Source organism: Segatella salivae F0493 (assembly GCF_000477535.1).
GTDB classification, from domain to species: domain Bacteria; phylum Bacteroidota; class Bacteroidia; order Bacteroidales; family Bacteroidaceae; genus Prevotella; species Prevotella salivae.
Window position 1 is genome coordinate 165728 of sequence record NZ_AWGW01000025.1, and the last position, 24585, is coordinate 190312.

16 protein-coding genes and 2 pseudogenes are annotated in these 24585 nt (G+C 44.4%); 9 read left to right on the top strand and 9 right to left on the bottom strand.

Going from position 1 to position 24585, the window contains the following annotated elements:
• Positions 1–396 precede the first annotated feature (396 nt).
• The 3 genes and pseudogenes from HMPREF9145_RS13955 to HMPREF9145_RS12955 all read left to right on the top strand — a co-directional run.
• Positions 397–504: pseudogene (locus HMPREF9145_RS13955) on the top strand (tetrahydrofolate synthase); the annotation flags it as partial.
• A gap of 141 nt (positions 505–645) precedes the next feature.
• Positions 646–783, top strand: a complete 138-nt coding sequence (locus HMPREF9145_RS13740) for a hypothetical protein (RefSeq protein ID WP_196809757.1) — start codon at positions 646–648, stop codon at positions 781–783.
• A 54-nt stretch (positions 784–837) separates the two neighbouring features.
• Positions 838–1098, top strand: coding sequence for a tetrahydrofolate synthase (locus HMPREF9145_RS12955; RefSeq protein ID WP_081697716.1), 261 nt, complete (start codon positions 838–840; stop codon positions 1096–1098).
• A 555-nt stretch (positions 1099–1653) separates the two neighbouring features.
• On the opposite strand, the gene HMPREF9145_RS08370 is transcribed toward HMPREF9145_RS12955, so the two are convergent.
• The 7 genes from HMPREF9145_RS08370 to HMPREF9145_RS08400 form a co-directional block, all read right to left on the bottom strand.
• Positions 1654–2505 (bottom strand): endonuclease/exonuclease/phosphatase family protein, encoded by an 852-nt coding sequence (locus HMPREF9145_RS08370; protein WP_021825846.1) that lies wholly within the window; start codon positions 2503–2505, stop codon positions 1654–1656.
• 147 nt (positions 2506–2652) lie between these two features.
• Entirely contained in the window at positions 2653–3552 is a 900-nt protein-coding gene (locus HMPREF9145_RS08375) for an alkaline phosphatase (protein WP_007135062.1), read from the bottom strand.
• A gap of 39 nt (positions 3553–3591) precedes the next feature.
• Positions 3592–4419 carry an ROK family protein gene (locus tag HMPREF9145_RS08380; RefSeq protein WP_007135061.1) on the bottom strand — a complete coding sequence of 276 codons (828 nt, stop codon included), beginning with the start codon at positions 4417–4419 and terminating at the stop codon, positions 3592–3594.
• Between the two features lie 41 nt (positions 4420–4460).
• On the bottom strand, positions 4461–6065 hold the full coding sequence (locus HMPREF9145_RS08385) for an MGH1-like glycoside hydrolase domain-containing protein (protein WP_021826009.1): 1605 nt from the start codon (positions 6063–6065) through the stop codon (positions 4461–4463).
• Positions 6066–6081: 16 nt separating this feature from the next.
• Positions 6082–7212 carry an alkaline phosphatase gene (locus tag HMPREF9145_RS08390; RefSeq protein ID WP_081697730.1) on the bottom strand — a complete coding sequence of 377 codons (1131 nt, stop codon included), beginning with the start codon at positions 7210–7212 and terminating at the stop codon, positions 6082–6084.
• Between the two features lie 307 nt (positions 7213–7519).
• Positions 7520–9253 carry a RagB/SusD family nutrient uptake outer membrane protein gene (locus tag HMPREF9145_RS08395; protein ID WP_021825842.1) on the bottom strand — a complete coding sequence of 578 codons (1734 nt, stop codon included), beginning with the start codon at positions 9251–9253 and terminating at the stop codon, positions 7520–7522.
• Between the two features lie 21 nt (positions 9254–9274).
• Positions 9275–12457, bottom strand: coding sequence for a SusC/RagA family TonB-linked outer membrane protein (locus HMPREF9145_RS08400; protein WP_231369778.1), 3183 nt, complete (start codon positions 12455–12457; stop codon positions 9275–9277).
• An 866-nt stretch (positions 12458–13323) separates the two neighbouring features.
• Here HMPREF9145_RS08400 and HMPREF9145_RS13960 point away from each other — a divergent pair.
• Positions 13324–13428: pseudogene (locus HMPREF9145_RS13960) on the top strand (tetrahydrofolate synthase); the annotation flags it as partial.
• A 166-nt stretch (positions 13429–13594) separates the two neighbouring features.
• Here HMPREF9145_RS13960 and HMPREF9145_RS13500 read toward each other — a convergent pair.
• The gene (locus HMPREF9145_RS13500) at positions 13595–13708 is read right to left on the bottom strand and encodes a DNA-directed RNA polymerase (protein ID WP_155945295.1); all 114 of its coding nucleotides are present in this window, start codon (positions 13706–13708) and stop codon (positions 13595–13597) included.
• 316 nt (positions 13709–14024) lie between these two features.
• Here HMPREF9145_RS13500 and HMPREF9145_RS08405 point away from each other — a divergent pair, with 316 nt between their 5' ends.
• From HMPREF9145_RS08405 to metG, 5 genes are all read left to right on the top strand, one after another.
• Complete coding sequence (locus HMPREF9145_RS08405) at positions 14025–16097, top strand: TonB-dependent receptor (protein ID WP_021825945.1); 2073 nt, start codon at positions 14025–14027, stop codon at positions 16095–16097.
• A gap of 19 nt (positions 16098–16116) precedes the next feature.
• A complete protein-coding gene (locus tag HMPREF9145_RS08410; protein WP_021825884.1) occupies positions 16117–17364 on the top strand; it encodes an MFS transporter in 1248 nt (415 codons plus the stop codon).
• A complete protein-coding gene (hemN, locus tag HMPREF9145_RS08415; protein ID WP_036907163.1) occupies positions 17336–18700 on the top strand; it encodes an oxygen-independent coproporphyrinogen III oxidase in 1365 nt (454 codons plus the stop codon). The genes HMPREF9145_RS08410 and hemN overlap by 29 nt, the downstream gene beginning before the upstream one ends.
• A 20-nt stretch (positions 18701–18720) precedes the next feature.
• Positions 18721–20106 carry a protoporphyrinogen oxidase gene (gene hemG / locus HMPREF9145_RS08420; protein ID WP_021825981.1) on the top strand — a complete coding sequence of 462 codons (1386 nt, stop codon included), beginning with the start codon at positions 18721–18723 and terminating at the stop codon, positions 20104–20106.
• A gap of 151 nt (positions 20107–20257) precedes the next feature.
• Positions 20258–22321, top strand: a complete 2064-nt coding sequence (gene metG / locus HMPREF9145_RS08425) for a methionine--tRNA ligase (protein WP_021825775.1) — start codon at positions 20258–20260, stop codon at positions 22319–22321.
• A 703-nt stretch (positions 22322–23024) separates the two neighbouring features.
• On the opposite strand, the gene HMPREF9145_RS08430 is transcribed toward metG, so the two are convergent.
• On the bottom strand, positions 23025–24566 hold the full coding sequence (locus HMPREF9145_RS08430; RefSeq protein ID WP_021825967.1) for a YifB family Mg chelatase-like AAA ATPase: 1542 nt from the start codon (positions 24564–24566) through the stop codon (positions 23025–23027).
• Positions 24567–24585 lie beyond the last annotated feature (19 nt).

The following is a 24585-nucleotide window of genomic DNA, read 5'->3' on the forward strand; positions in this document are numbered from 1 at the left end:
TCTTTTTTCGCTTTCTTGACAGACTTAAAAGGTGAAATCATCTGTTTGCAAGTAGAGTATGTGTTGAAGCCTATCGTGAATATTTACATATCAAGTTGCATGACGAAACGAATTGAAAACCATCGGACAATCACTTCCCCTACTTTCTATTTTTTATCCTCTCACAAATTATTGTCCGTCAGACGATTAGCCGCTTCCTATCCATCCACGCCATAATTTCATATTCATGGCGCTGTGAAATGCGTCAAACAACGCCACAATCTGCGTCATTTTACCCAATGATTTGCGTCATTTTACGCGGTAAAATGCGTCAAATGACCGTGTGTTTTGCCGTGTTTTACACGATGACATGCCATAAACCATTTTAACTTTAATTATTAACAACGCCACCCTCATAATTGTTTCACCATGCAACTCGGTACGAGTTGTGTTTTTGGTAGCCCGGGGTTGGCGAGGAACGAGCCTACCCCGGGTAAACGTTCACAAGGAGATTCAACGCCATAGGTGTTGAGCTTTTTTTGAGAAAACATGGTTATAGTGAGGGGATTCATGGTGGATTACGCTTAGAAAGCGTAACACCGATGGTGTTGATACGTTCTTTTTATATCATGATTGTCGTTTTTTTATGCCAAAATTTATGGCAAATTGCGCCGAAAAAGCGCAACACCTACGGCGTTGTTCCCCACACAACATACATTAACCCAGGGTAGCCTGCACTATCGTTTGGCAACCCTGGGCTATCAAAAGCGCAACACCTATGGCGTTGAAACGTTTATTTTATAATACAATTAATGCCAACATACGAATAAATAAACGCCAAAATGCACTAATATTTCAATGGATATATCCACCATTATAAATGTTGTAACGACGCAACGCCATAGGTGTCATGCTGGTATTCCAATGAACGTGTTTGGCAATATAAATTTGCTCATGGCGCAACGCCATAGGTTTTATGCCGGTATTCCCATGAATGTATTTGGCAATTGCAATGCCCGCATGGTGCAACTCGGTACGAGTTGTTCTTTTGATAGCCCGAGGTTGGCGAGGAACGAGCCTACCCCGGGTGAGCGTTCGCAAGGAGATTCAACGCCATAGGTGTTGAGCTTTTTCTATAAAGACACGCTTATAATGAACTCTTTTATGGCGAATTAATCAAAAAAAGCGCAACACCTACGGCGTTGTTCCCCACACAACATACCCTAACCCAGGGTAGCCTGCACTATCGTTTGGCAACCCTGGGCTATCAAAAACGCAACACCTCCGGCGTTGAAACATGCATTTTTTGATACGATTTCTTTCGTTTTTCAACATGATTTAATGACCTGTCACACGGAAATAACCATTATCAACGACGTTGATTCAAATAATTTGTGAAACAATATGTATCGTGGCATAATTCGACATTAAATATATTATGTCACAATTTGTGTCATTTCATGCGATAATCCGCGTCATTTTGTTGTGTAAAACGCGACATATTACGCGATGATTTGCATCAAATCATTTTACGCTTCATAATCAACGACATCACCACCCACAATTAACTCTCAAACAACTTCCTCCATTTCCATAGCTAACTACTCCCCTCCCTCTTCGGGGAGGGGCTGGGGGTGAGGCTGAAAGATGCTGGTGTCTCGGCTTTATATCCCTTTATTTCATCTGCAATTTCACCATAACGGGGTAGTGATCAGAGATGTTTCGGCGTGTTTTTCCAAGCCAATAGCTGTTTGTAAAGATGCCATAGTGCTCGATGTTAAAGTCATTTGAGACAAAGATATGGTCGATACGAGCCATATCCCGATAGTCTTGCATGTAGTCGTTCCATGTTCCTATGGGCGCCATTCGTTGCTTGGCATTGGCATAACAGTCGCGTAAGAAGCCCGAATCTGAAAAGATTTTATAGATTTCATCCGTCTGATCAACGTTAAAGTCGCCTGTAAAGATGACATGATTGTTTTTGGCTATGGCTTTGATTTGATTGAGAATGAGGTGTGCACTCTCTCTTCTTGCCTTCGTTCCAACGTGATCCATGTGGGTATTAAAGAAGAAGAACGTCTTCTTTGAAGCCTTATCTTCAAACTTTCCCCATGTACAGATGCGGATACATGCCGCATCCCAGCCGAGAGATGGCTTATTTGGCGTCTCAGAAAGCCAGAAATAACCGCTATCCAAGCATTTAAGTGCATCGCTCTTAAAGAAGATTGCCGCATATTCTCCTGCCTCTTTACCATCTTCTCTGCCTACTCCTAACGTGCTGTAATGGTCTAATCCTTTTTGTAAGTCATGGAGTTGGTCGACCAACACCTCTTGCGCGCCGAAGATAACAGGCTGTTCAAAGTTGATGAAGTCGCAGAGATGAGGGCATCGTTGCTTCCAAGCGTTGCCTTCAGCAATATCATCTGGGGTGTTATAACGAATGTTATAAGTACCTACATAGAATGATTGTGCCATGAGATTACAGCCTAACAGCAGTGTGATAGCGAGGAAAGTGATTCTTTTCATTGGTTGTTTTGTGTTTATGTTTTATTCGATTTACGTTGTTGTTTATTTGTGTTTATTTCTTAATCCGATAGATGTCAAACCATTATTTGCTTTGAACAGGCGCACAAGATTCTTACTGTGGTCTATTCACGGCATTGTAGCGAGCTTTTATTTTTTAAAGACCTGCGTCATGGATTGACCGCGCCAACACTGTGGCATCTTAAGAGAGAAGATGTCAGCAATAGTTGCTGCGGTGTCAAACTGCATCATTGTTTGTTTGAATTCGCCTGTGTTTTTGACGTTCTTACCAAAGATAATGAATGGAATCTCAAGCTCAACGAGAGATTTTCCGCCATGTTTCTTGCCTATTCCCCCATGATCTGCGGTGACAATGATAATGGAATCGTCGTATATTCCGGCATCTTTCAGCGCCTGAATGATTTGTCCTATGTAGCCATCTACACGGCTTAAAGTCTCATAATAGGCTGGAGTGTCGTGGCCAATAGCGTGCCCCGTGTGGTCAATCTGGTCGAAAATGATAGCCATTAAGTTAGGTTTCTTTGCCTTAATATAGTCTACTGACATGCGACATAGCTGCCCATTGTCTTTCTCATAGTTAGAAGCTACGGCCTCATAGTCTACAGAAAGCGTATCAACAAGGTAGCGTATGCCGTCCCATTCGGCAAGACAACCGATGACAGCCTTAGGATATTGGCGCCGAAGTTCATAGAAAACAGTTGGGAAAACGCCATGTTCGTTGAGCTCCATTGACGGGATTTCGGGCACGCGTGAATTCCAATTGGTGTATCCATGCATTTCAGGTGTTGCGCCACAAAACATAGTATACCAATTAACGGCAGACTCAGAGGGCAACACACTGCGTTTCTTCAAGGTGTAACATCCCCCTTTCATTAAGCTTTGTAGATTGGGAATGTTGGATGCTTTGGCTACACTGTAGGCGCCCCAACCATCAAGTCCGATGAGAAAAACATGGTTAGCTTTCCATTTTCCCCATGTAGTCAGACAGCATAATAAAGCTATCGACAGCATAATTAGTTTCTTTTTCATAGTTTCTTGGTTTGTGTTTTTATTCTATGTGCAATTCATTTATAATCGAGAAGCACCCAAAAGGCCACAATCTTCGAGTGTAGAGAAGTGGACATGGATATGCTCTATCTCTTTCGGATAAGGGAAATTACTCGCCATCGACTGCATCATTGCGGTCTTAAAGAAGTCAGATCCGCCCGTGATTCCACCGCCAATGATGATTGCTTCGGGGTCGTAGGTGAGCAAAATTGCCTGTAACAGTTTGCCAAGATGCCTGCCAAACTCTTCCCAAATGGCTATAGCCTCAACGTCGTTCCTTTGTGCCCGTTCAGACAACTCAAGCGCATTGAGCCCTCGTTTGTTCATCCATTGGCAGGAACAATAGTGCTCATAGTCGGAGTTTAGATAGGGAAGACATCCTATTTCGCCTGCTCCCGTGTTACTTCCACGGTAGAGTTTGCCATCAATAACAATGCCTGCACCAATCCCTGTGCCTATCGTTATGCCTACAAAATTACGATATTGTTTTCCAATTCCAAAATGTTTTTCGCCTAAAGCGAAACAATTGACATCATTATCTACTGCCGATGGGAGGCTAAACTCTTTCTCCATGAGTGCTTTTATCGGTACAATGTCCCAGGAAGGAATGTTTTGTACGTCGTAGACTACACCCTTTTCATGGTCTATAATCGATGGAACGCCGATACCAATCTTTTCAGTTTCTGGCGTCATTAGTTGTCGAACGAGGTCGAAAAGCTGTTGAACAACGTCGTGTTTCTGGCCATTAGCCTTACACTTTACGGCTATTTTCTGTTTTATTTCATAGCCTTCTATCCTGGCAGCTCTTATGTTTGTTCCGCCAAGGTCTATTGCAATTGTCGTAGACATGATATTAATGGTTGCTTTATTTGTTTTGTTTTGAATGAAGATTAGAGGGTGGTGGTGCCCGACTTTACCTTAGTTGTCTGCTCCTTTTCACCCCACATAAGCTGCACTTCCACAGGTTTATTCGTCTTGATTGTTACCTTTGGCTTCTCGTTTTGTGATGTTCGCTTAGCCACTTTGATATCCATCAGCCCGTCTTGTCCAAAGGGATAGCGGCTAATGCCATAGCCGTCGGTCAGGTTTACATCAATAGTTAGCTTATTATCTGCGGCATTTGCGCGGATGCCAAAGATGTATTCTATCAGTATTGCAATAGGAGGAAGTCCGGTCCATCCTACGAAATCACGGCGTGCCATGAAGCCCGGTGCAGCGTCTTCTGGGGCATAATATTCCCAAAAGGTATTCGTTTTCTGAAACACTTTGAATACATTTTGATAATGATTCAGGGCAATATCCCACGCCAACCGGCGGTAACCTTTCTCTACAAGACCCGAGATGACCATATAGTTTGTGCCAGGCCATACGCCGCCGAGCCAGTAACGACCATTCGCTTTGTATTTAGGATGGCTGTAAGATAAGGAAGGTATGCGATGAGGACGATTGAATTTGGTAGTATCTTTGAGGTGGTTCACGAGCCGATCAAGCCTATCTTTAGAGAGAACATCAGTGTGAAGAGCCCAAAAAGCGTATATACCTTGCGTGGAACTAAGGCTATCATTGGCGAACAAATCATAGAGAAAACCATCTTTTTCGCTCCACATGTGCCGGTTGATATAGTCAGAAAGGCTCCTAATATCATCTTCAAATTCTTCTATTTCCTGCCAACGCTCTAAGTAAAAGCCCATTTTCAAGAGGATGTTTGCAACCATAATCTGTTGTAAACAGGCATCAAGCCAGACCATATGTCCATTACTATAGATGGTGTTATAGCCCTCGGGAACGCGTGGCATGTTATCCATTCCCGTGCCCCAACCGCTACTCCAGTAAGTGCCATTACGCCAAGTGCGGTTCAATTTCAGCCATTTGTAGTAGGCAGCAAGCACAGGAAACACCATGTTTAGACGCGAGTCGTCGCCAAACTGAATGTAATAGAGCCATTCCGACCATGGAAGTAGGTTGGGACCTGTACTGGTTGGGTCGTAACGTCCAAAGCAATCGCTGCCATCGGCACGTATTTCACGACATATAAAGCCATCAGGATGCTGCTTAGAATAGAAGTTATTGAGGGTGTTTTGAAAGGGAAAGTAACGCCGTCCGTAGCGACAGAACATCGTAATAAAGGCATCATCCCACATGAAGATATTGCCATTATAAGCCGGAGCGATATAACTGGAGACGAAACCTGACTCATCTAAGGGTTGACATACATTCTTAATACCGAGTTGCCAGGCTTTCCAATACATGTCAATCTCCTTAGAATGGCCCTCCCAATAAGGCTCTGGAAGCACTCTTTTGGCGTGTTCAAACGACTCGGGGATTTGTTTTTTGGGCTTCATTGTACGGAAAGCGTTCTCTGCAACGAGGGTTTCCATGACATAAGTATTCTTATAAGGCAACTTATAAAGCGGCGAACCAGACGGCATTAGGTTTTGTCCTGTTGCAGTGATTGCCATGAATGACGCGATGAAGCCAATGGTTTTTCTGTGCATTTGGTTTGTAATGGTTTTATATTTTCAGTAGTTTCTTAATCTTCCAGAATATCTCTGTGTTGTCCATAAAGCCTGTAAAGTCTTGCGATCCCGGTCCAAAGGCATAGACAGGGACAATAGTTCCCGTGTGGTCTTTTGTCGAAAAGTTGGCTGTTACGGTTCCCGTTGCCAAGTCACCTCCATGGATTGTCATGCCGCCTGTCTCGTGATCAGCCGTAATTATGACAAGCGTTTCACCATCCTTTGCTGCCCACTGCATGACCTTTCCAATCGTTTGGTCGAAGTCTAAGGTTTCTTTCATCAGCATATCCAACTGATTAAAGTGTCCATAATCATCGAGTTGAGACCCTTCTATCATCATAAAGAAGCCATTCTTATTTTGATTTAACAGCGTGATTCCAGTCAAAGAAGCACGTGCAAGCAGGTCACCTCGTTCGTCGGGTAGTGGCGTATCGACCTCAAAAGGCACACAATAAACCTTACCGTTTTTTACGTTTTGCTGAACGTCTTCAAGCGAACGGGCGATGTAGTAGCCTTTCTTCTGAAGCTCATCAAAGAGGTTTCGTTTGTCCTTTCGATGCTCAAAATACTTTGATCCGCCTCCAAAGACAAAGTCAACTGGGCTGTTTATCATCTCCGAAACAAGCTCTTGTTCGTTATTTCTGTCGTGATTATGGCTGATGAAATCACAGGGAGTAGCATCCCAAAGACGGCAAGTTACGGCAATGCCAGCACTCTTTCCCGACGCTTTTGCATAGTCAACGAGCGACTTTAACGGTCGCCCTTCGTCATCAACTCCCACAGCATGATAGGCCGTTTTATAGCCTGTAGCCAATGAAGTGCCTCCTGAGCCCGAGTCAGTAATAAGCCGATTGCTCGCAGGAGTAAAGGAAAGACCCGTCGTTTGAGCGTTCTCTATCCATAGATGGCCTCTGTTCACGGTCCAGGCTGCCTGAATATGCATCAAACTCATGCCGTCTCCAATCATCAAAATAACATTTTTCACCTTCTTACCCTTGGGAGGTTGAATCCTCTCTACGCTGTAAGGGTGGGCTAAAGTGAACGTCTGTAGTGCGCTGTTCTGGGCATATACGACAAAGGTATTCAACAGAACGGCAGCAGAAATAAAGCATTTTCTTATCATCATGGATTGTAATTTATAAACTTTCTGGGCTATGTCATCTAAGTGTTTGATTTCTAACATCTTGTAATTTGCGGCATCTCACTTGATGATTTGCGTCAAAACATGCGGTGATTTGCATCGAATTGTAACATCATTTGCGTCAAAACACATTATCAAAAGCACCATCCTATTCAACTAACTGACTCTTAACACGTTACGAGTTGTTTCGATTGAAGAGCAAACGCATTCATGCAGAGGTAATGTTTTGACGCATTACACTCTGCATGTTGGTTTTTAATGCTTTATGTTTTGAGGCGCATCACTTGCTGCATCAGAAGTTAGAAGCATATCCTTTGTTTTGTTTTAACTTGCCATTCGACTTAATCACCTGGTTGATTTCATACGGCAAAACGCTGTAAGTGCCCCCCGGTTCATAGTCTTTGGCATCACCTTGCCCCGCCCCTATGGTGATAACACCATGATAAGTCTTTCCGTTTATCGTGAGCGTAGTGCCATTTGTCACATCAACGGGCGAGTCGGGATTAGTTCTATCCACGTGCTTGATGCCGTGTTTTGCCCCTCTTATCTTTGCAAGTGCATCGAGATTCCAAGCCGCATTGCCTCCTGCTGCCCATCGTTTGAGGTCCATCAGTCGGTCGGTCCATTCAAAAGCCAACTCACAACGACGCTCATGCATGAGTTCTATCATTGTAGGTGCAGTGTAAGTAACGCCTTCCTGAGCGCGGTTTGCAATCCTGTTGAGCACAACGGCAGCCGCATTGTTCTGTCCTTGCATAATTAATGCCTCGGCTTTGAATAGCAACAACTCAGAGAAACGCATCAAAGGAACATTCAAATCGGTTGTAGGACGGTCGCCGTTTGTTGAGATATGGCTGTTCTCATACCCCGTAATCTTTCCATTTCCGTCGCGAATGATCTTGCCATAAGAGAATGGTTCCATATACTTCTTAAAGGCAAAGCCCACTTCAATGTCAGAGTTTGAATACCATTTCCAGTTTTCTCCGAAGTATTTGAAGCTGTCTCCATAAGCCAATAAGGTAGCATCGCGGCGCTGATCTTGGTCATTGTATTCCGCATAAAGCTCCAAAGTAGGCTTCATATAACCCCATCCGTTGAACACACCCCAGCCTTTATTCTCTAATGAAATGCCTGGAAAGATGCTGCCAGCATAGTTACTTCCTCTTGAGTTTATAGACCAAATATACTCTTTACTCCATTCATTCTCGGCCTTAAACACGTCAGCATAGCTATTGAGCAAGCCTCTTCCGCCCTCATTTTCAATTTTATCCACGAGCGCAGGTATCTTTGCCCACTGGCTGTTATCATGCTGTGCCCAGTATGCATAGGTTTTAACCATGAAACCTAATGCCGCATCTCGTGTGGCTCTTCCATAGTTATCAGCCGTATAATTCTTAAACCAGTCAAGACAATCGGCTGCTTTCTGCAAGTCTTCTACAATCAAACGATAGTTATCCATGACGGTGTTTTGCTGCTGAGGAACCTCATTTATCTGCCTCTCATAGTTCGAAAAGTCTTCATATTTCACGAAAGGCACGCCGTTATCTGGGCGTCCATAGCGATAGGCTATCATGTAATGGGTGAATGCTCTCATGAAATATGCCTCGCCCAACGACCGCTTTTGCACCGCTGTTCGTTCGTTTTCAGGAATCAAAAGCGCGTGATAGATGATGTTGTTTGCGGCAGACATCGTCTCATACATTTGCTTATAGAACCACTTTATGGAGCCTTCTGAGGAGCCATCCATCTTGAGTTTCGCCAAGTTCATTTGGCTATTGCCTCGGTTTCTGCCGTAAACGATGTCGTCACCAGCACCTTGTTCGTAGAACAAATCACGTCCCCAGGTCTCTTCATAAGCGTAACAATCATATAAAGTGGTTACAGCTTTGATGTAATCTGCATCATTTTTCCAGAAGTTTCCCTCGTTAGGAGTTCCTTCTTTCGTAGTTTCTAACCAGTCACCTGTACAGGAAGAGAGCGTTCCTGCAATCAAAAGGAGAGAAAAGAATATTTTATTTATCTTCATAATTGTCTGAGTTTTCGATTCTTAGAATTTGATTTTAACACCCAACGAGATAGTTCTTGAAACAGGATATTGGCCACAGTCCAATCCCACTCCACCTACTTCGGGGTCTATTCCGCTATAAGGCGTGATGGTAAATAGGTTATCACAGCTCAAGGTTAGGTCGAGTGTGCTCTGTCGTTGGTTAAAGAACGCGAGCTTACGCAATAGGTCTGAGAACGAATAACTAATGGAAATGTTCTTCATTCTAAGGTAAGAACCACTCTCAAGATACCAATCTGATATCCTGCCGAAGTTGTCGTTATCGTCTGTCATGGATATACGTGGCACGTCATATGTAGGACCTTTCAACGCCTTTAGAATCTTTTCAGAGCGGTTAAAGCTTCCAACGGCTTCATTTAATGTGGTATATTTATAGGCATTGAATAGCTTTGCACCATACGATCCCTGTAACATGAAGTCGAAAGAGAACTTCTTGTAGCTGAAACCTGCACTGAAAGCGTAGGTCATTTTAGGCATTGCATTGCCTCGGAACTCATAGTCTCCCTCACCGATTGAACCATTTTTGTCGATATCTACAAACTTTAAGTCTCCTGCTTTGGCTTTAGGCTGCAGACGTTGTCCGTTAGAATTCACGTAAGCGGCAGCCTCTGCATCTGTTTGAAAGACGCCATCCGTGCGCAAAAGATAATAAGAATAGAGTGGCTTTCCTTCCGCACTGCGATACGGAGTGAGTTCTTTGTAGTGATAATCATCCTCATATGTCCACACAGGTTTACTGCCGTCAGGGTTGGCGGCACCGATATTAGTGAGTCTATTGCGTAGGGTTGCAACGTTAGCACTTACATAATAGCCGATGTCTTTACCTATTCGGTCTTTCCACAAGGCTGAAATCTCAAGGCCACGGTTATTTACTTGTCCGTCGTTGATAAGTGGTGACGCGATGCCTATAGTCGTTGGCCAGTTCACATCCTGTGTCTTGATGAGATTCTTTGTATTCTTATTGAAGAAGTCTACACTCAAATTCAGTCGGTTATTGAATAAAACGGCATCCAAACCAACGTCTACTTGCTCTGAGGTTTCCCATGTAAGATTCGGATTAAAGGCATTAGCGAGGAAGATTCCTGCCATCACTCGGTTGTTAATTCCTATCTGACTGCCCACATCAGGCGAATCGTTTGGATAGCGAGTCGATAGTGTTGCCACACCATATCCATAGCCAATAGACCCTAAGTTGCCTATTTTTCCCCAGCTGGCACGTAGCTTTAACATGCTCACTACATTGTTTTTCTTAAACCATGGCTCTGAAGTTATCTTCCAAGCTGCCGTTACTGACGGGAAATCTCCATACTTCTTGCCCCTCGGTAGACGGCTTGCATAGTCTCTTCTCATTGAAGCTGTGAAGAAATATCGGTCAGAATAGCTGTAAGCTCCACGTGCTACATACGACACATTGCGGTCTTTGTAGTACAGATCGTTTGGATTGATGACCTGGGTTCCATTGGAAAAGTACATCATTGAATTGATTTCGTCTTCGAATCCGCGCATAGTTGCGTCATTAAATCGGTAACTATATTGCGAGGCGGTAGTCGAAACCATCAGTCCTAAGGTATGTTTCCCGAAGATACGGTCGTAAGTTAAGGTGTTCTCCCAATCCCATTGAGGCTCCCGATAGTTACGATAATAGAGCTCGTTCGTTAGATTTGGCTTCCCAATCTCTGTGCGTTGAGGACGCCAATAGCGTTGCATATAATTGGTTTGCATCCAGGTAAAGCGTGAAGTTACATTCAAACCATTGACTGGTTGCACGACATCTAAGAACGTTGTTGAAGTGAAAGTGGAGGCGTGATTGTTATCATACGCGGCCTGAAGGATACGCATTGGGTTAATGGCATCACCATGAATATTGGCATATTCGGCATACTTCGTCGGCACAGTACCCATATATCCGCCGCCCTCATAAGGGAAAGTGTTTCGTGGAAACATAATAGCGGCGAGGATAACTCCTGATTCTGCACTCGTCGTATTAACGTCTCTAACGCGTCGATCTTTCCAACTTAGGTCCTCACGGATACGTAAGAACTTCGTGATATTCCACAAAGAATTCAGTCGTGCGGTAACTTGTCTGTTGTAAGTATTAACAAGTGTGCCCTCAGCATTATTGATTTCTAAGGACAAACGATTAGAAAACTCGGCGTTACCTCCTGATACTGCTATGTTATGTCGATTGAAAGCAGCTGTTCTGAAGACTTGTTTCACCCAGTCGGTATTGGTCTTTCCGTAGACAGGATCACGGCTAATAACGTCCCAACCGGCCGGAAGGGTGCTGCCAGCTTGCTGATAAGAGAAGGCACGCACACGCTTTTCGTCTTCCCACCCGAGTGACTTAGGCAGATGCTGTGCGGTAGAATAGCCAAATACTCCATTGTATTCGATAGAGGGTTTGCCTGCCGTGGCCTGCTTGGTGGTTACGAGTATGACACCCGCCGAACCTGCATAAGCACCATAAATGGCTGCCGAGGCGGCATCTTTCAATACGGTTATTGATACAACATCACTCATATTAAAAGGTGCACCGGGTACACCGTCAACCACATATAAGGGAGATTCTCCGTTGGGCGAGCCCATTCCACGAATCGTAATCGTTGGTTCGGCGTTGGGATGACCACCATTTGCAACAACCGAAACCCCCGGAATCTGACCTTGAAGCATTTGAGACACATTGCTTACTGGGCGCTTTTGCAGTTTGTCTACATTGTCAACAGTCGCTACAGCAGCTGAAAGATCGCCTTTCTTTGCCTTGCCATAGCCAATGGCTACTACCTCGCCAAGCAGCGAAGCGTCTTCTTCCATCGTGAAATTAAGCTTTCCTCCCTTCTCAATCTTTTTCGTTATATTCTTATAACCGATTGAAGAAATCTGCAGTGTACTGCCTGGTGATATCATCAACACATAGTTTCCGTCTAAATCAGTGACTGTACCATTGCTCGAACCCAACTCTCTTACTGTTGCATTTAGAATCGGATTATCGTCAACATCAACAACCCTTCCTGTTACTTTCACCTTGTTTTGCTGCACAATTCCCGAGACTTCAGCTCCTGAAATGCCTCCCATGACAGGTGAAGGAACTAAAAAAGACAAAGCAGATAAGGCTGCTACCGTCATGATTCGGTATCTGCAACCCAGTAGTGTTTTTTCCTTTTCCATTCGTTTAGATTTTAATTTATAAATTTTAGGCTTAACATTCCTACGCGTATTGAGACAAAACGTGAGCCGATGAACCATAAAGCAGCACCTTTCCTGCGCTTTGTCATTAGCCGACCAACGTCAGTGTGTCTTGTTTTTCAATGTCTGTGAACGCTCGTTTTCCACGCCAATGCTGCATCGTTTCAGTGAGGCTAACCCACCATCTACAGCCATTCGCGATGCCATCTGATTCGCGGTGACTCGTCCGAAGAATACGTTTTCATCATGGTTTCATACAAAGCGGAACTTCACCTCTTAGGTTTCATGTTTAGGTTTACAAATAAGCATCGGCCACAAAGATATATAAAATAAAAGAATATATTGTTCTTTTTGCACAAATAAATTTCCAAATAGCACACAATTTCATTACATTTGTAATGTAAGCAGGCTGTTTTCGCCTCTTCTTTCAGAGATAAACGCACATGAAACACCCCTATCTTGTCCGTTAACAAGCACGATATTAAAGCGTTAACCAAATGTATCTATGAAATGCTTTCCCTAAAAACATTCTTTCATATCCCAATCCTCATTTTTCAAAGTGATACAAATGGTGTTGTAAAATGACACAAATCACACGGTAATTTGTGCTATTTCATCGTGTAAAGTGACGGGAATCATTTTACGCTTCATTATCCACAACATCATCACCCCCTATTAACTTTCAAACAACTACCTCCATTTCCACGGCTAACCACTCCCCTCCCTCTTCGGGGAACCATAGGTCGCTGTTCGTGAAGCCTGCGAAACGAGGAAAGCAAAGGGCTGGGGGAGAGGCTTTGTTTACCTCACACTATTTCACGCTTTATTATCAATGATATCAGCATCACAATTACCTCACCACGCAACTCGGTACGAGTTGTTCTTTTGATAGCCCGGGGTTGGCGAGGAACGAGCCTACCCCGGGTAAACGTTTACAAGGAGATTCAACGCCATCGGTGTTGAGCTTTTTCTGTGAAAACATGGTTATAGTGAGGAGATTCATGGAGGATTACGCTTAGAAAGCGTAACACCGATGGCGTTGATACGTTCTTTTTATATCATGATTGTCGTTTTTATATGCCAAAATTTATGGCGGATTAATCAAAAAAAGCGCAACACCTACGGCGTTGTTCCACGCAAACCACACGCAACCCCAGGGTAGCCTGCACTATCGTTTGGCAACCCTGGGCTATCAAAAACACAACACCTACGGCGTTGAAACATATGTTTCATGGTGTGATTAATACCTATACACACATGGATATATGGTGGATTACGCCGAAAAAGCACAACACCTATGGCGTTGAAACATGTATTTTGTAAAATCATTTACATCATTTCGCACCATGGTTTAATGATGATTTTCAAGGGAAGGCATAGCACCTGTGGCTTTGAAACATGCATTTCATAATGCCACTAACAACAAACCTGTCTGTCATTCGCCGTGTTTCATGCGATGATATGCATGTTTTCATTTCCTAATAAATGATGATTGTGAAATTTGTTAAAAGCTTGTAACTTTGCAAAATATTTCATATAAAACAAAAACATGAAGTCATTTCTTTTCCTATGTGCGGCATTTCTTCCCTTAAATGCGCTGGCAGAAACAGCTGATTCGACTATAGTTCAACACCATACGCTATCAGAAGTGCTTGTAAAGGGATTCAAACAAGACAATCTGAACAATGCTCCCATGTCGGTTTCTGTGGCAGGAAGTAACTTTCTTCAACACAATGAGCTGAATGGTTTGCGTGACATGAGCTCCGTTTTTCCTAATCTTTTCATCGCCGATTATGGCGCTCGACAGAACACTCCGATTTATATTCGTGGCATAGGCTCAAAGACTAACGCACCATCTGTAGGCTTATATGTCGATGGTATGCCTTATTTCGACCGGTCAGTTGTCGACTTAGAACTCGCTGGAATCAGTGGAATTGAAGTGTTGAGAGGCCCGCAAGGTACGCTCTATGGACGCAATTCAACAGGTGGACTCATTAATATCTACACCTATTCGCCTTTAGATTACCAGAACACTATAGCCAAAATCAGTTATGGTTCGCGTAATGATGTGCGCTTGGGTGTGGCACATTATCAAAAGATTGCACCGCGTTTAGGACTTCATGTGGCTGGAAACTACCACCACAACGATGGATTTTTTCGCAACCTTTATACGGGAAAGAAGGCTGACGACTTGCAAGATGCCAACGCAAAGATAGGACTTGCCTGGCAGGCGGCACCGCTTTGGACGATGCGTTTGAATGTGCTTTTCGACCATTCTACCCAAGGTGGCTACCCATATGGCGTCTATCATGCCAATGATAACACTGCCGATGCCGTGAATTATAACCGCAACAGCGACTACAGGCGCAATGTGTTGTCGGCTGGAATGAACTGGCTTTATCGCGGAAATGCCTTCCGTTTCAATGCGCAGACATCGTTTCAACACAGCAATGACAAACAACACATCGACCAAGACTTCACTCCTCAGGATCTCTTTTTCGTCACAACACAACTGAAACAAACGCTCGTGAGCCAGGAATTCACGTTGCGTTCGGCCGACATTAAAGGCAGATATCACTGGATTGTGGGTGCATTTGGCTTCTATCAAAAGGCGAATAACTCGGTTGAAACACAATTCATTACACGCAGTTTTGCTACACCTAAGTACTATAACAACCCCACTTGGGCAGCTGCTTTATATCATCAGTCAACGTATGACCTAACAAAGAGCACGCACATTGCAGTGGGATTGCGTTATGACTACGAGCGTGTTGGCGAAAACTATGAAGCAAACAAATATACATTGACTGCCGGACCATCGAGTAAAGTACAGACAGCGACGTTCGAAGCACATAAATATTTCAGGCAGTTTACACCGAAATTTACACTCAGTCAGCAGCTTTCGGCCGACAAAATGGTGTATGCTTCAATCGCAAGAGGATATAAAGCAGGAGGTTATAACCTTACTTCGACAACGAATGAACTACCAGCTTATGACCCCGAATATAACTGGAACTATGAGATTGGGACAAAGATGGCGTTCTTGAATGGTACACTTCAAACCGAAATGGCACTCTTCTATATTGATTGGAAGCATCAACAGGTGACCTCAACTGTACCGGGTTTGGGCAACATTATCAACAATGCAGGCCACTCTAACAGTAAAGGTGTGGAGCTTTCTGCCACATGGCGTCCGACAACACAATTCGAACTGCAAGCCAACTACGGGTATACCTATGCAAAGTTCCTGCGTTATGAAAAGAGCAACACCATTAGTTTTACAGGCAAGATGTTGCCCATGGTGCCACGACAAACCATGGCTTTGGTGGCCAACTATACCATTCCGCACATCATTGGCTTAGACAAACTCATGCTGAATGCAACACTTCTCGGCACAGGTAAGATTTATTGGACCGAAGATAACCGTCTGATGCAACCCTCTTATGCCCTACTTAATCTCAAGGTTGCAGCCACTAAGGGATGTTTTACATGGGAGATTTGGAGTAAAAACACTACAAACACGCACTACATGAGCTATGCTTTTGCCTCTTCAGCAACGTATGCTCAGCGTGGAAAACCATTCATGTTGGGAACTTCTTTAATCTTCAAACTCCACCCATAAGCTTCAAATCATTCAATACATGCATCAAGAAAACGTCAAGAAGACAGCCTATTTGACTGTCTTCTTTAGTCTATATATCGCGCAAGCTGTGCCGATGAGCTTCTTCACTACAGCCCTTCAAGTCATCATGCGCGAGCAAGCTGTGCCGCTTTCTATTATTGGTTTGCTGCAAGTTATTAAGCTTCCGTGGATATTAAAGGTGTTCTGGGCACCAGCAGTAGACCGCCATTGCAACACGATTCGTGACTACAAACGCACCATTGTCGGTGTAGAGATTGTCTATGCCCTATTGGTTTTGCTGACGAGTATCTTCAATTTGGGGGCTATAGTGCCGTCATCTTTCCACTTCTTAATCGTCATTATTCTGCTCGCTTTGATGGCTTCTGCAACGCAAGACATTGCTACTGACGCCTTAGCCATACGCACTTCGTCGCATAAACAGCGTGGATTGTTGAACAGCATGCAGTCAATGGGCAGCTTCGGAGGTAGCCTTTTAGGAAGTGGAGTGTTGCTCATGGTGCTCCATAAGTATGGTTGGAGTCGTGTGGCGCAATGCTTAAGTGTGTTTGTTCTCATAGCCCTGATTCCATTGTTACTGCATAAGAAGCTTGCATTTCAGCAGGAAAGCAAGGTCAAGCAACGTGCCACGTGGAAGGATTTTGGGCTGTTTTTCCGTCAGAAAGGAATCTCTCGACAAGTCATTTTCTTAGTACTTTATTACACAGGGATTATCGGTGTCATGTCAATGTTAAAGCCTTTTATGGTCGATTTGGGTTATTCGATGAAGGAGATAGGCTTTCTCTGTGGCATCGTTGGCATTGGGTCGGCCTTTGTAATGGCCTATCCGGCAGGACTCTTTGTGCGCCGTTGGGGGTATAAACGCATGCGAGTGGTCTTTGCTTTCATTATGTTTCTCGCGACAATATCCTTTGTATTACTGTCCTTATCCCATCCAACGACCTTGCTGTTAACGCTTGCCATTGTCGTGCTTTGGGGCAGTTATGGCATGGGAACAGTAGTCGTTTACACGTCATCTATGCAACATGTGCGTGCAGGAAGGGAGGGAACAGACTTCACAGTGCAAACCGTTATCACACATCTCATGGGGATTCTCATCTCCATTATTTGCGGAATCATCGCCAATAGCATAGGCTACACCGGCATGTTTGCCCTACAAGGCGCCATCGCTTTGGCCTCTTTCTTTTATACAATGTACATGAATGAACAATCAAAAGACAATGAGCGAAACACTATTCAAGAAATATAACGTTCCCGTTCCACGCTATACGAGTTATCCAACGGCCAATTCTTTCGGCCCGTTTGATGAGACTGACTATTTGAAGGCTGTTGAAACATCTAATGATGCCACTGCAGACAACATCTCATTCTATATCCATGTGCCGTTCTGTAGGCATCTTTGTCATTATTGTGGGTGTAATTCCGTGGCCATGGCAAAGCCAGATCGCATCACAGAATATTTTGAAACACTGCACAAAGAGATTGATTTGCTGTTGCCACATCTAAGAAAAGACCGCCGAATTAGTCAGATTCATTATGGTGGAGGCAGTCCCTCTTCAATGCCGTTGCATTTCATTCGTAGCATCAATGAACATTTGTTGTCGGCTTTTGAGACGATAGATAGGCCAGAAATTGCCATAGAATGTCACCCAGGATACCTGAAAGAAGAAGATTGGCACTATCTACTTGACAGCGGATTTAACCGCTTTAGTCTTGGAATTCAAGACTTTAATGACGAGGTTTTGCGTTGTGTGAATCGACAACCAGCCTTACTTCCTGTTGAAACCATCATGAGAATACTGCGTGAAGGCGGTGCAAAGGTGAACTTTGACTTTATCTATGGCTTGCCAAAACAATCCGTATCAGCGTTTGTTTCGACAATAAAGAAGGCGATATCTCTGCGTCCCGACCGCTTGGTTACTTTCAGTTATGCGCATCTTCCAAGCCTTTTTAAACGACAAATGATATTGGAAAAGGCAGGTCTTCCGAGTCAAAACGAGAAGTTAAAGATGTTTGGAGAGGCCTCAAAAACATTGCAGGCAGCGGGTTATGTGCCTATCGGCATGGACCACTTTGTGTTGCCCGACGACGACTTGAGTGTGGCTTTACAGCACCATTCGCTTCATCGTAACTTCCAAGGATACTGCCCTCGCCGCATCACGGCACAGGTATATGCTTTTGGAGTGTCGGGAATCAGCCAGTTGGATGAGGCTTATGCGCAAAACACGAAAGACATTTCAGAATATGTTTCGCGTGTCAATGCAGGACAATTGCCTATTCATCGTGGCTATGCTTTAATGGAATGGCAGCGCATAACGCGTGAAGTCATCGAATGTATCATGTGTAACAACAGCATCAACTGGCGTGACATGGCAACGCGATTGCAGTGTAGTGTTGAGACAATTAAGCAGGCAATTCATTATGATGAGCAACAATTGACAACGCTTCAAGACGATGGTTTGATTGTGTTTGATGATGAGTCATTGCACGTTTTGCCAGAAGGCATGCCGTTTGTACGCAATGTTGCCGCTGCGTTTGACCCCATGATGCGAGACAATCACAAACAATTCTCAACTCCTGTTTAATGAATTTATCCAAAGTTTACATGCAAAACGAAATACAAACAGAGCTTGATGCCATTGTCATTGGTGCTGGATTGACGGGCTTAACGACTGCACACACGTTGAAAAAACGTGGAAAACGTGTCGTTGTTATTGAGAAAGAGCAACGTGTTGGCGGTCAGATTCACACCTACCAACAAGGAGATTACACGTTCGAAAGCGGCCCAAATACGGGTGTTGTGAGTTATCCTGAGGTGGCAGAACTATTCCATGACCTTGCCCAATGGGGGTGTTCACTCGAAGAAGCGCATGAAGAGGCACGGCAAAGATGGATATGGAAGGGCACAAAGTTCCACGCTATACCTTCTTCTTTGATAGGGGCCGTGCGCACTCCACTATTTACTTGGCGCGACAAATTCGGCATCTTGGGAGAGCCTTTCCGTCGAAAAGGAACGAATCCTGATGAAGATGTGGCCTCAATGGTGGTCAGAAGACTCGGCAAAAGCTATTTAAACTATGCCGTAGATCCCTTTGTTTCGGGCGTATATGCGGGCAATCCACACACACTTATCACGCGTTTTGCATTGCCAAAGCTATATAACTTAGAGCAAAACTATGGCAGTTTTATCCGTGGAGGGATAGCAAAGAGCAAGGAAAAGAAGTCAGAACGCGAGCGGTTAGCTACAAAGAATGTCTTTTCTGCAGTGGGAGGACTGAGCCGTTTGACTGAAGCACTGGCACAATCGGTAGGAGAATCAAACATCATCTTGGGTGCAAAAGAGGTTGTTGTGACGCCTATGAACGGCCAATGGCAGGTAAGTTATAAGACAGCTACGGGCGAAACAATCAGTCTTTGCAGCCAACACGTCATCACTACTGTGGGAGCTTATGCGCTGAAAACAATGCTTCCATTTGTTGAAGAGGCTGATATGGCAGCGATATCTGCCTTGCGTTATGCCCCAATTATACAGGTAAGTGTCGGCCTTTCTGACGCACATGGGGTAGAGAATAAAGCCTTTGGAGGACTCATTCCGACGTGTGAGAAACAACCATTCTTGGGGATTCTTTTCCCTTCGGCTTGCTTTTCACAACGTTGTCCAACTGCAGGCGCACTCTATTCTTTCTTTATTGGTGGCACGAATCACACCGAAATGCTCGATAAAACCGATGCCGAACTCCAACAAATGGTTTGTAAAGGTTTGACAACAATGCTTGGTTTGCCAGCTAATGTGCAACCCGATATGATACGAATCTTCCGTCATGAGTGTGCCATTCCACAGTATGAGTTGTCAAGTGGGGCACGATTTGAGGCCGTAAATCGTATAGAACAGGCACACAAAGGCCTCATTATCGGAGGTAATCTGCGTGATGGTATCGGCATGGCCGACCGTATTCGTCAGGCCGTTCGCATGGGTTCGCAGCTTGCATAAAGCCTTTTTATCGCGCGAAAACCTCTCAAAAAGTTGAAAATAACATAGGTCTGACCTTGTCAAGAGCCTTTGATAATTTCGTTTAATTTCTTTGATTTACGCATGATTTATTGTAATTTTGCAAGCAAAGAAATCATAACCAACGATTGAGATGGAACAAAAGAAATTCAAACGCACAACAGTTACCGCGGCATTGCCTTATGCAAATGGAGGTGTTCACATAGGACATCTCGCGGGAGTATACGTTCCTGCCGACATCTATGTACGCTATTTGCGACTTAAAAAGCAAGAGGTGGTCTTCATTGGCGGTAGTGATGAGCACGGCGTGCCAATCACTTTGCGTGCCAAGAAAGAAGGAATCACGCCACAGGATGTTTGTGACCGCTATCATAAACTCATCAAAGAATCTTTCAAAGAGTTTGGAATCAGCTTTGATATCTATAGCCGTACAACGAGCAAAACCCACAGTTTGATGGCCAGCGACTTCTTTAAGAAGCTCTATGATGACGGGAAACTCGTTGAGAAAGAAAGTGAACAATATTATGATGAGGAAGCAAAACAGTTCCTTGCTGACCGATATATCATGGGCGAATGCCCGCATTGTCACAATCAAAACGCTTATGGCGACCAGTGTGAAAAGTGTGGAAGCGACCTTAGTCCAATGGAATTGATCAATCCCCACTCTACAATCTCTGGGTCAAAGCCTGTGATTCGCAAGACAAAGAATTGGTATTTACCTCTCAACGAATATCAAACCTGGCTCAAAAAGTGGATACTTGACGAGCATAAAGAGTGGCGTCCCAATGTATATGGGCAGTGTAAGAGCTGGCTTGACATGGATCTTCAACCACGAGCAATGACCCGTGACCTCGACTGGGGAATCCCAGTACCAGTTAAAGAGGCTGAAGGCAAGGTGCTTTATGTTTGGTTTGACGCCCCCATTGGATACATAAGTAATACCAAAGAGCTATGCGACAAAGAACCAAATAAGTTTGGTTCGTGGGAGAAATGGTGGAAAGAACCCGACACACGCTTAGTACATTTCATCGGAAAAGATAACATTGTGTTCCATTGTATCATATTCCCGACGATGTTAAAAGCCCATGGTGGTTACATACTTCCAGACAATGTACCCGCAAATGAGTTCTTAAACCTTGAAGACGACAAGATATCGACGAGCCGAAACTGGGCAGTATGGCTCCACGAATACCTGAAAGAACTTCCTGGAAAGCAAGATGTGTTGCGCTATGTACTTACTGCCAATGCGCCAGAAACTAAGGATAATAACTTCACTTGGAAAGACTTTCAAGAGCACAATAACTCAGAACTTGTCGCCATTTATGGCAACTTCGTTAACCGCGCCTTACAGTTGACAAAGAAATATTGGGCAGGTGTGGTTCCGGCTTGTGGCGAATTGCAAGACGTTGACCATGCAACCCTCGAAGAGTTTGAGGGAGTTAAGGACAAGTTAGAAGCCTATTTGGATGCCTTTAAGTTTAGAGAAGCCCAGAAAGAAGCCATGAACTTGGCACGCATTGGCAATAAATATATCACCGAATGTGAGCCTTGGAAGGTATGGAAAACAGACCCAAAGCGCGTTGAAACGATTCTATATATATCGCTACAATTAGTTGCTAACCTCGCCATTGCATTCGAACCATTCCTTCCTTTCTCTTCAGAGAAGCTCAGAAAGCTTATCAACATGGAGTCGTTTGACTGGAACGAGCTTGGCAGTACAAACCTATTGAAGGCTGGACACCAACTCGCTGAGCCCGAGTTACTATTTGATAAGATTGAAGATGACGTCATTCAGTATCAACTCGACAAGCTTGCGGCGACCAAAAAAGCTAATGAAGCCGCTGCATTCAAGGCCGAACCAATTAAAAAAGAGGTGGCTTTCGAAGACTTTGAAAAGTTAGATATTCGCGTGGGACATATCAAAGACTGTCAGAAAGTGAAGAAAAGTAAGAAGCTGTTGCAGTTTACTATTGACGATGGTAGTGGCGAAGACCGCACCATTCTCAGTGGAATTGCAGCCTATTATGAGCCAGAACAACTGATAGGAAAGGATGTACTCTTCGTGGCAAACTTTGCTCCTCGCAAGATGATGGGCATCGAAAGTCAAGGTATGATCCTAAGCGCGGTGAACTTTGATGGTAGTCTTAGCGTCACAACAACACTCGGAGAGGTAAAAGCTGGAAGTCAGGTGGGCTAAAGGTTTGAGGCTCCAAATGATGAAGTCTCAAAGTAAACAGCATTGCATCTGAACTATTTCTGTTCTACATTTGGTGCAATCTTGACGCACCTTTGATTCAAACTTGATTGACATTCCCTTCAATCATCCCTTGGATTCAATTTGATGTAGATGAGTGTTCAATTCAGTTTAGCCTCGCTTTCGACATTAAAAGTCATGATATACCTAAAAAGGAAGGCCCAGTAAGGCCTTCCTTTTTTTCGTCCCTCCTGCTTACCGATGTAACGTTTCATTAATTATCGTAATGTAATTTGCGTCAAACGACCGCGCAATCTGCCTCATTTCACACGATAATTCGTGTCATTTCATTGAGTAAAATACGGCAGATTACGTGATGATTTGCCTTACATTATTTAACCTTTAATTATCAATCATGTCGTCACCTTTAATTAACCTTCAAACAATTCCCTCCATTTCAAAGGGTAACTACTCCCCTCTCTCTTCGTAGAACCATAGGTCGCTGTTCGTGAAGCCTGCGAAACGAGGAAGGCAAAGGGCTGGGGTGAGGCTTTGTTTGCCCCAAATCATTTAACCTTTAATTATCAACCACGTTCACATCCCTAATTATCCTTTAGACCAATTCCTCCATTTCAAAGAGTAACCACTCCCCTCTCTCTTCGGAGAGGGGCTGGGGGTGAGGCTTCCTTTCCCTCGCATCACACACTCATCGCTCTCCCCAATCGCCGCGATCAAGCTGGCGATAGCTTATCGCTTCAGCCAGGTGGTCGGCTTCAACGCATGGTGCCCCTGCCAAATCGGCGATTGTTCGCGCCACCTTCAGAATGCGACTATAGGCTCGGGCCGATAGACTTAGTCGCTCCATGGCCATTCGTAGCATCGCTATTCCTGCGTCGTCGGGTTCTGCATACGTATGAATCATGCGCTCAGACATTTGTGCATTGCAATGCACACCCTTGATTTCTCGAAAACGTTCGGTTTGAATTTCACGCGCTCGGATAACACGTTGGCGAATGGTTTCGCTGCTTTCGCCCGGCTTTCCGCGGCTGATATCCTTAAAAGGAACTGGAGTTATCTCGCATTGTATATCTATTCTATCGAGCAAGGGGCCTGAAATCTTGTTCATATAGTGCTGGATTTGTCCCGGCGTACATACGCAATGGTGCGTCGGATCACCATAGTAGCCGCAGGGACAAGGGTTCATACTGGCCACAAACATAAATGAACAAGGAAACTCTATGTTGTATTTTGCCCTACTAATGGTTATCTTTCGGTCTTCTAAAGGCTGTCGAAGTACTTCAAGAGTATGCTTATTAAACTCAGGTAATTCATCACAAAACAAGACACCATTATGGGCTAACGAGATCTCACCGGGCATGGGATTTGTGCCTCCTCCGACAAGCGCTACCTCGGAAATGGTGTGATGTGGTGACCTAAAAGGACGCTGACTGATGAGCGATGTGCCACAACCCAACTTACCAGCAATGCTGTGTAGTTGCGTTGTTTCAAGGCTTTCGGACAATGAGAGCGGTGGAAGTATGGAAGGAAGTCGCTTGGCCATCATCGACTTTCCACTGCCGGGAGGACCTATCATGATAAGATTGTGGCCACCAGCTGCGGCAACTTCGAGCGCACGTTTAACGCTTTCTTGGCCCCGAACATCACTAAAGTCGAGATCAAACTGCGTTTGTTGTGCATAAAACTCCTTTCGTGTGTCGATGATTACAGGCTCAAAGTGGGCTGACCCCGTAAGAAACTTGATGACTTCTACGATGTTTTCCATGCCATAAACATCGAGATTATTGACCACAGCAGCCTCTCTGACATTGCTTTTGGGTACGATGAGTCCTTTGAAATGCTCTGAACGAGCTTTGATAGCAATAGGAAGTGCACCCTTGATAGGTTGAAGTTGGCCGTCAAGGCTTAGTTCTCCCACCATCATATATTGGTCAAGACAAGCTGTTTGGATGCTTCCATTGGCGGCAAGTAAGGCAATTGCCAACGGCAAATCAAAGCTACTACCTTCCTTTTTGAGGTCAGCGGGAGCCATATTCACGGTGATATCGGCTTTGGGAAACTTGTAACCACAATATAAAAGGGCTGCAGCGATGCGGTCACGCCCCTCTTGAACGGCCTTATCTCCAAGTCCAGTGAGGTGGTAAACAACGCCAGGATTCATGCTCACTTCAATCGTTACAGTGGTTACTTCGAGTCCGTTGACAGCGGCACAATAGGTTTTTACAAGCATGATTAGAAAGAGTTAAGGT

Bases quoted from the DNA above. Each gene is read 5' to 3' on its own strand.
- hemG (WP_021825981.1), top strand. From the start codon at position 18,721: ATGCAAAACGAAATACAAACAGAGCTTGATGCCATTGTCATTGGTGCT.
- HMPREF9145_RS08390 (WP_081697730.1), bottom strand. From the start codon at position 7,212: ATGATGATAAGAAAATGCTTTATTTCTGCTGCCGTTCTGTTGAATACC.
- metG (WP_021825775.1), top strand. From the start codon at position 20,258: ATGGAACAAAAGAAATTCAAACGCACAACAGTTACCGCGGCATTGCCT.
- HMPREF9145_RS13500 (WP_155945295.1), bottom strand. From the start codon at position 13,708: ATGAAACATATGTTTCAACGCCGTAGGTGTTGTGTTTTTGATAGCCCA.
- HMPREF9145_RS08430 (WP_021825967.1), bottom strand. From the start codon at position 24,566: ATGCTTGTAAAAACCTATTGTGCCGCTGTCAACGGACTCGAAGTAACC.
- HMPREF9145_RS08385 (WP_021826009.1), bottom strand. From the start codon at position 6,065: ATGCACAGAAAAACCATTGGCTTCATCGCGTCATTCATGGCAATCACT.
- HMPREF9145_RS08370 (WP_021825846.1), bottom strand. From the start codon at position 2,505: ATGAAAAGAATCACTTTCCTCGCTATCACACTGCTGTTAGGCTGTAAT.
- HMPREF9145_RS08400 (WP_231369778.1), bottom strand. From the start codon at position 12,457: ATGGAAAAGGAAAAAACACTACTGGGTTGCAGATACCGAATCATGACG.
- HMPREF9145_RS08405 (WP_021825945.1), top strand. From the start codon at position 14,025: ATGAAGTCATTTCTTTTCCTATGTGCGGCATTTCTTCCCTTAAATGCG.
- hemN (WP_036907163.1), top strand. From the start codon at position 17,336: ATGAGCGAAACACTATTCAAGAAATATAACGTTCCCGTTCCACGCTAT.
- HMPREF9145_RS08375 (WP_007135062.1), bottom strand. From the start codon at position 3,552: ATGAAAAAGAAACTAATTATGCTGTCGATAGCTTTATTATGCTGTCTG.
- HMPREF9145_RS08380 (WP_007135061.1), bottom strand. From the start codon at position 4,419: ATGTCTACGACAATTGCAATAGACCTTGGCGGAACAAACATAAGAGCT.
- HMPREF9145_RS08410 (WP_021825884.1), top strand. From the start codon at position 16,117: ATGCATCAAGAAAACGTCAAGAAGACAGCCTATTTGACTGTCTTCTTT.
- HMPREF9145_RS12955 (WP_081697716.1), top strand. From the start codon at position 838: ATGGATATATCCACCATTATAAATGTTGTAACGACGCAACGCCATAGG.
- HMPREF9145_RS08395 (WP_021825842.1), bottom strand. From the start codon at position 9,253: ATGAAGATAAATAAAATATTCTTTTCTCTCCTTTTGATTGCAGGAACG.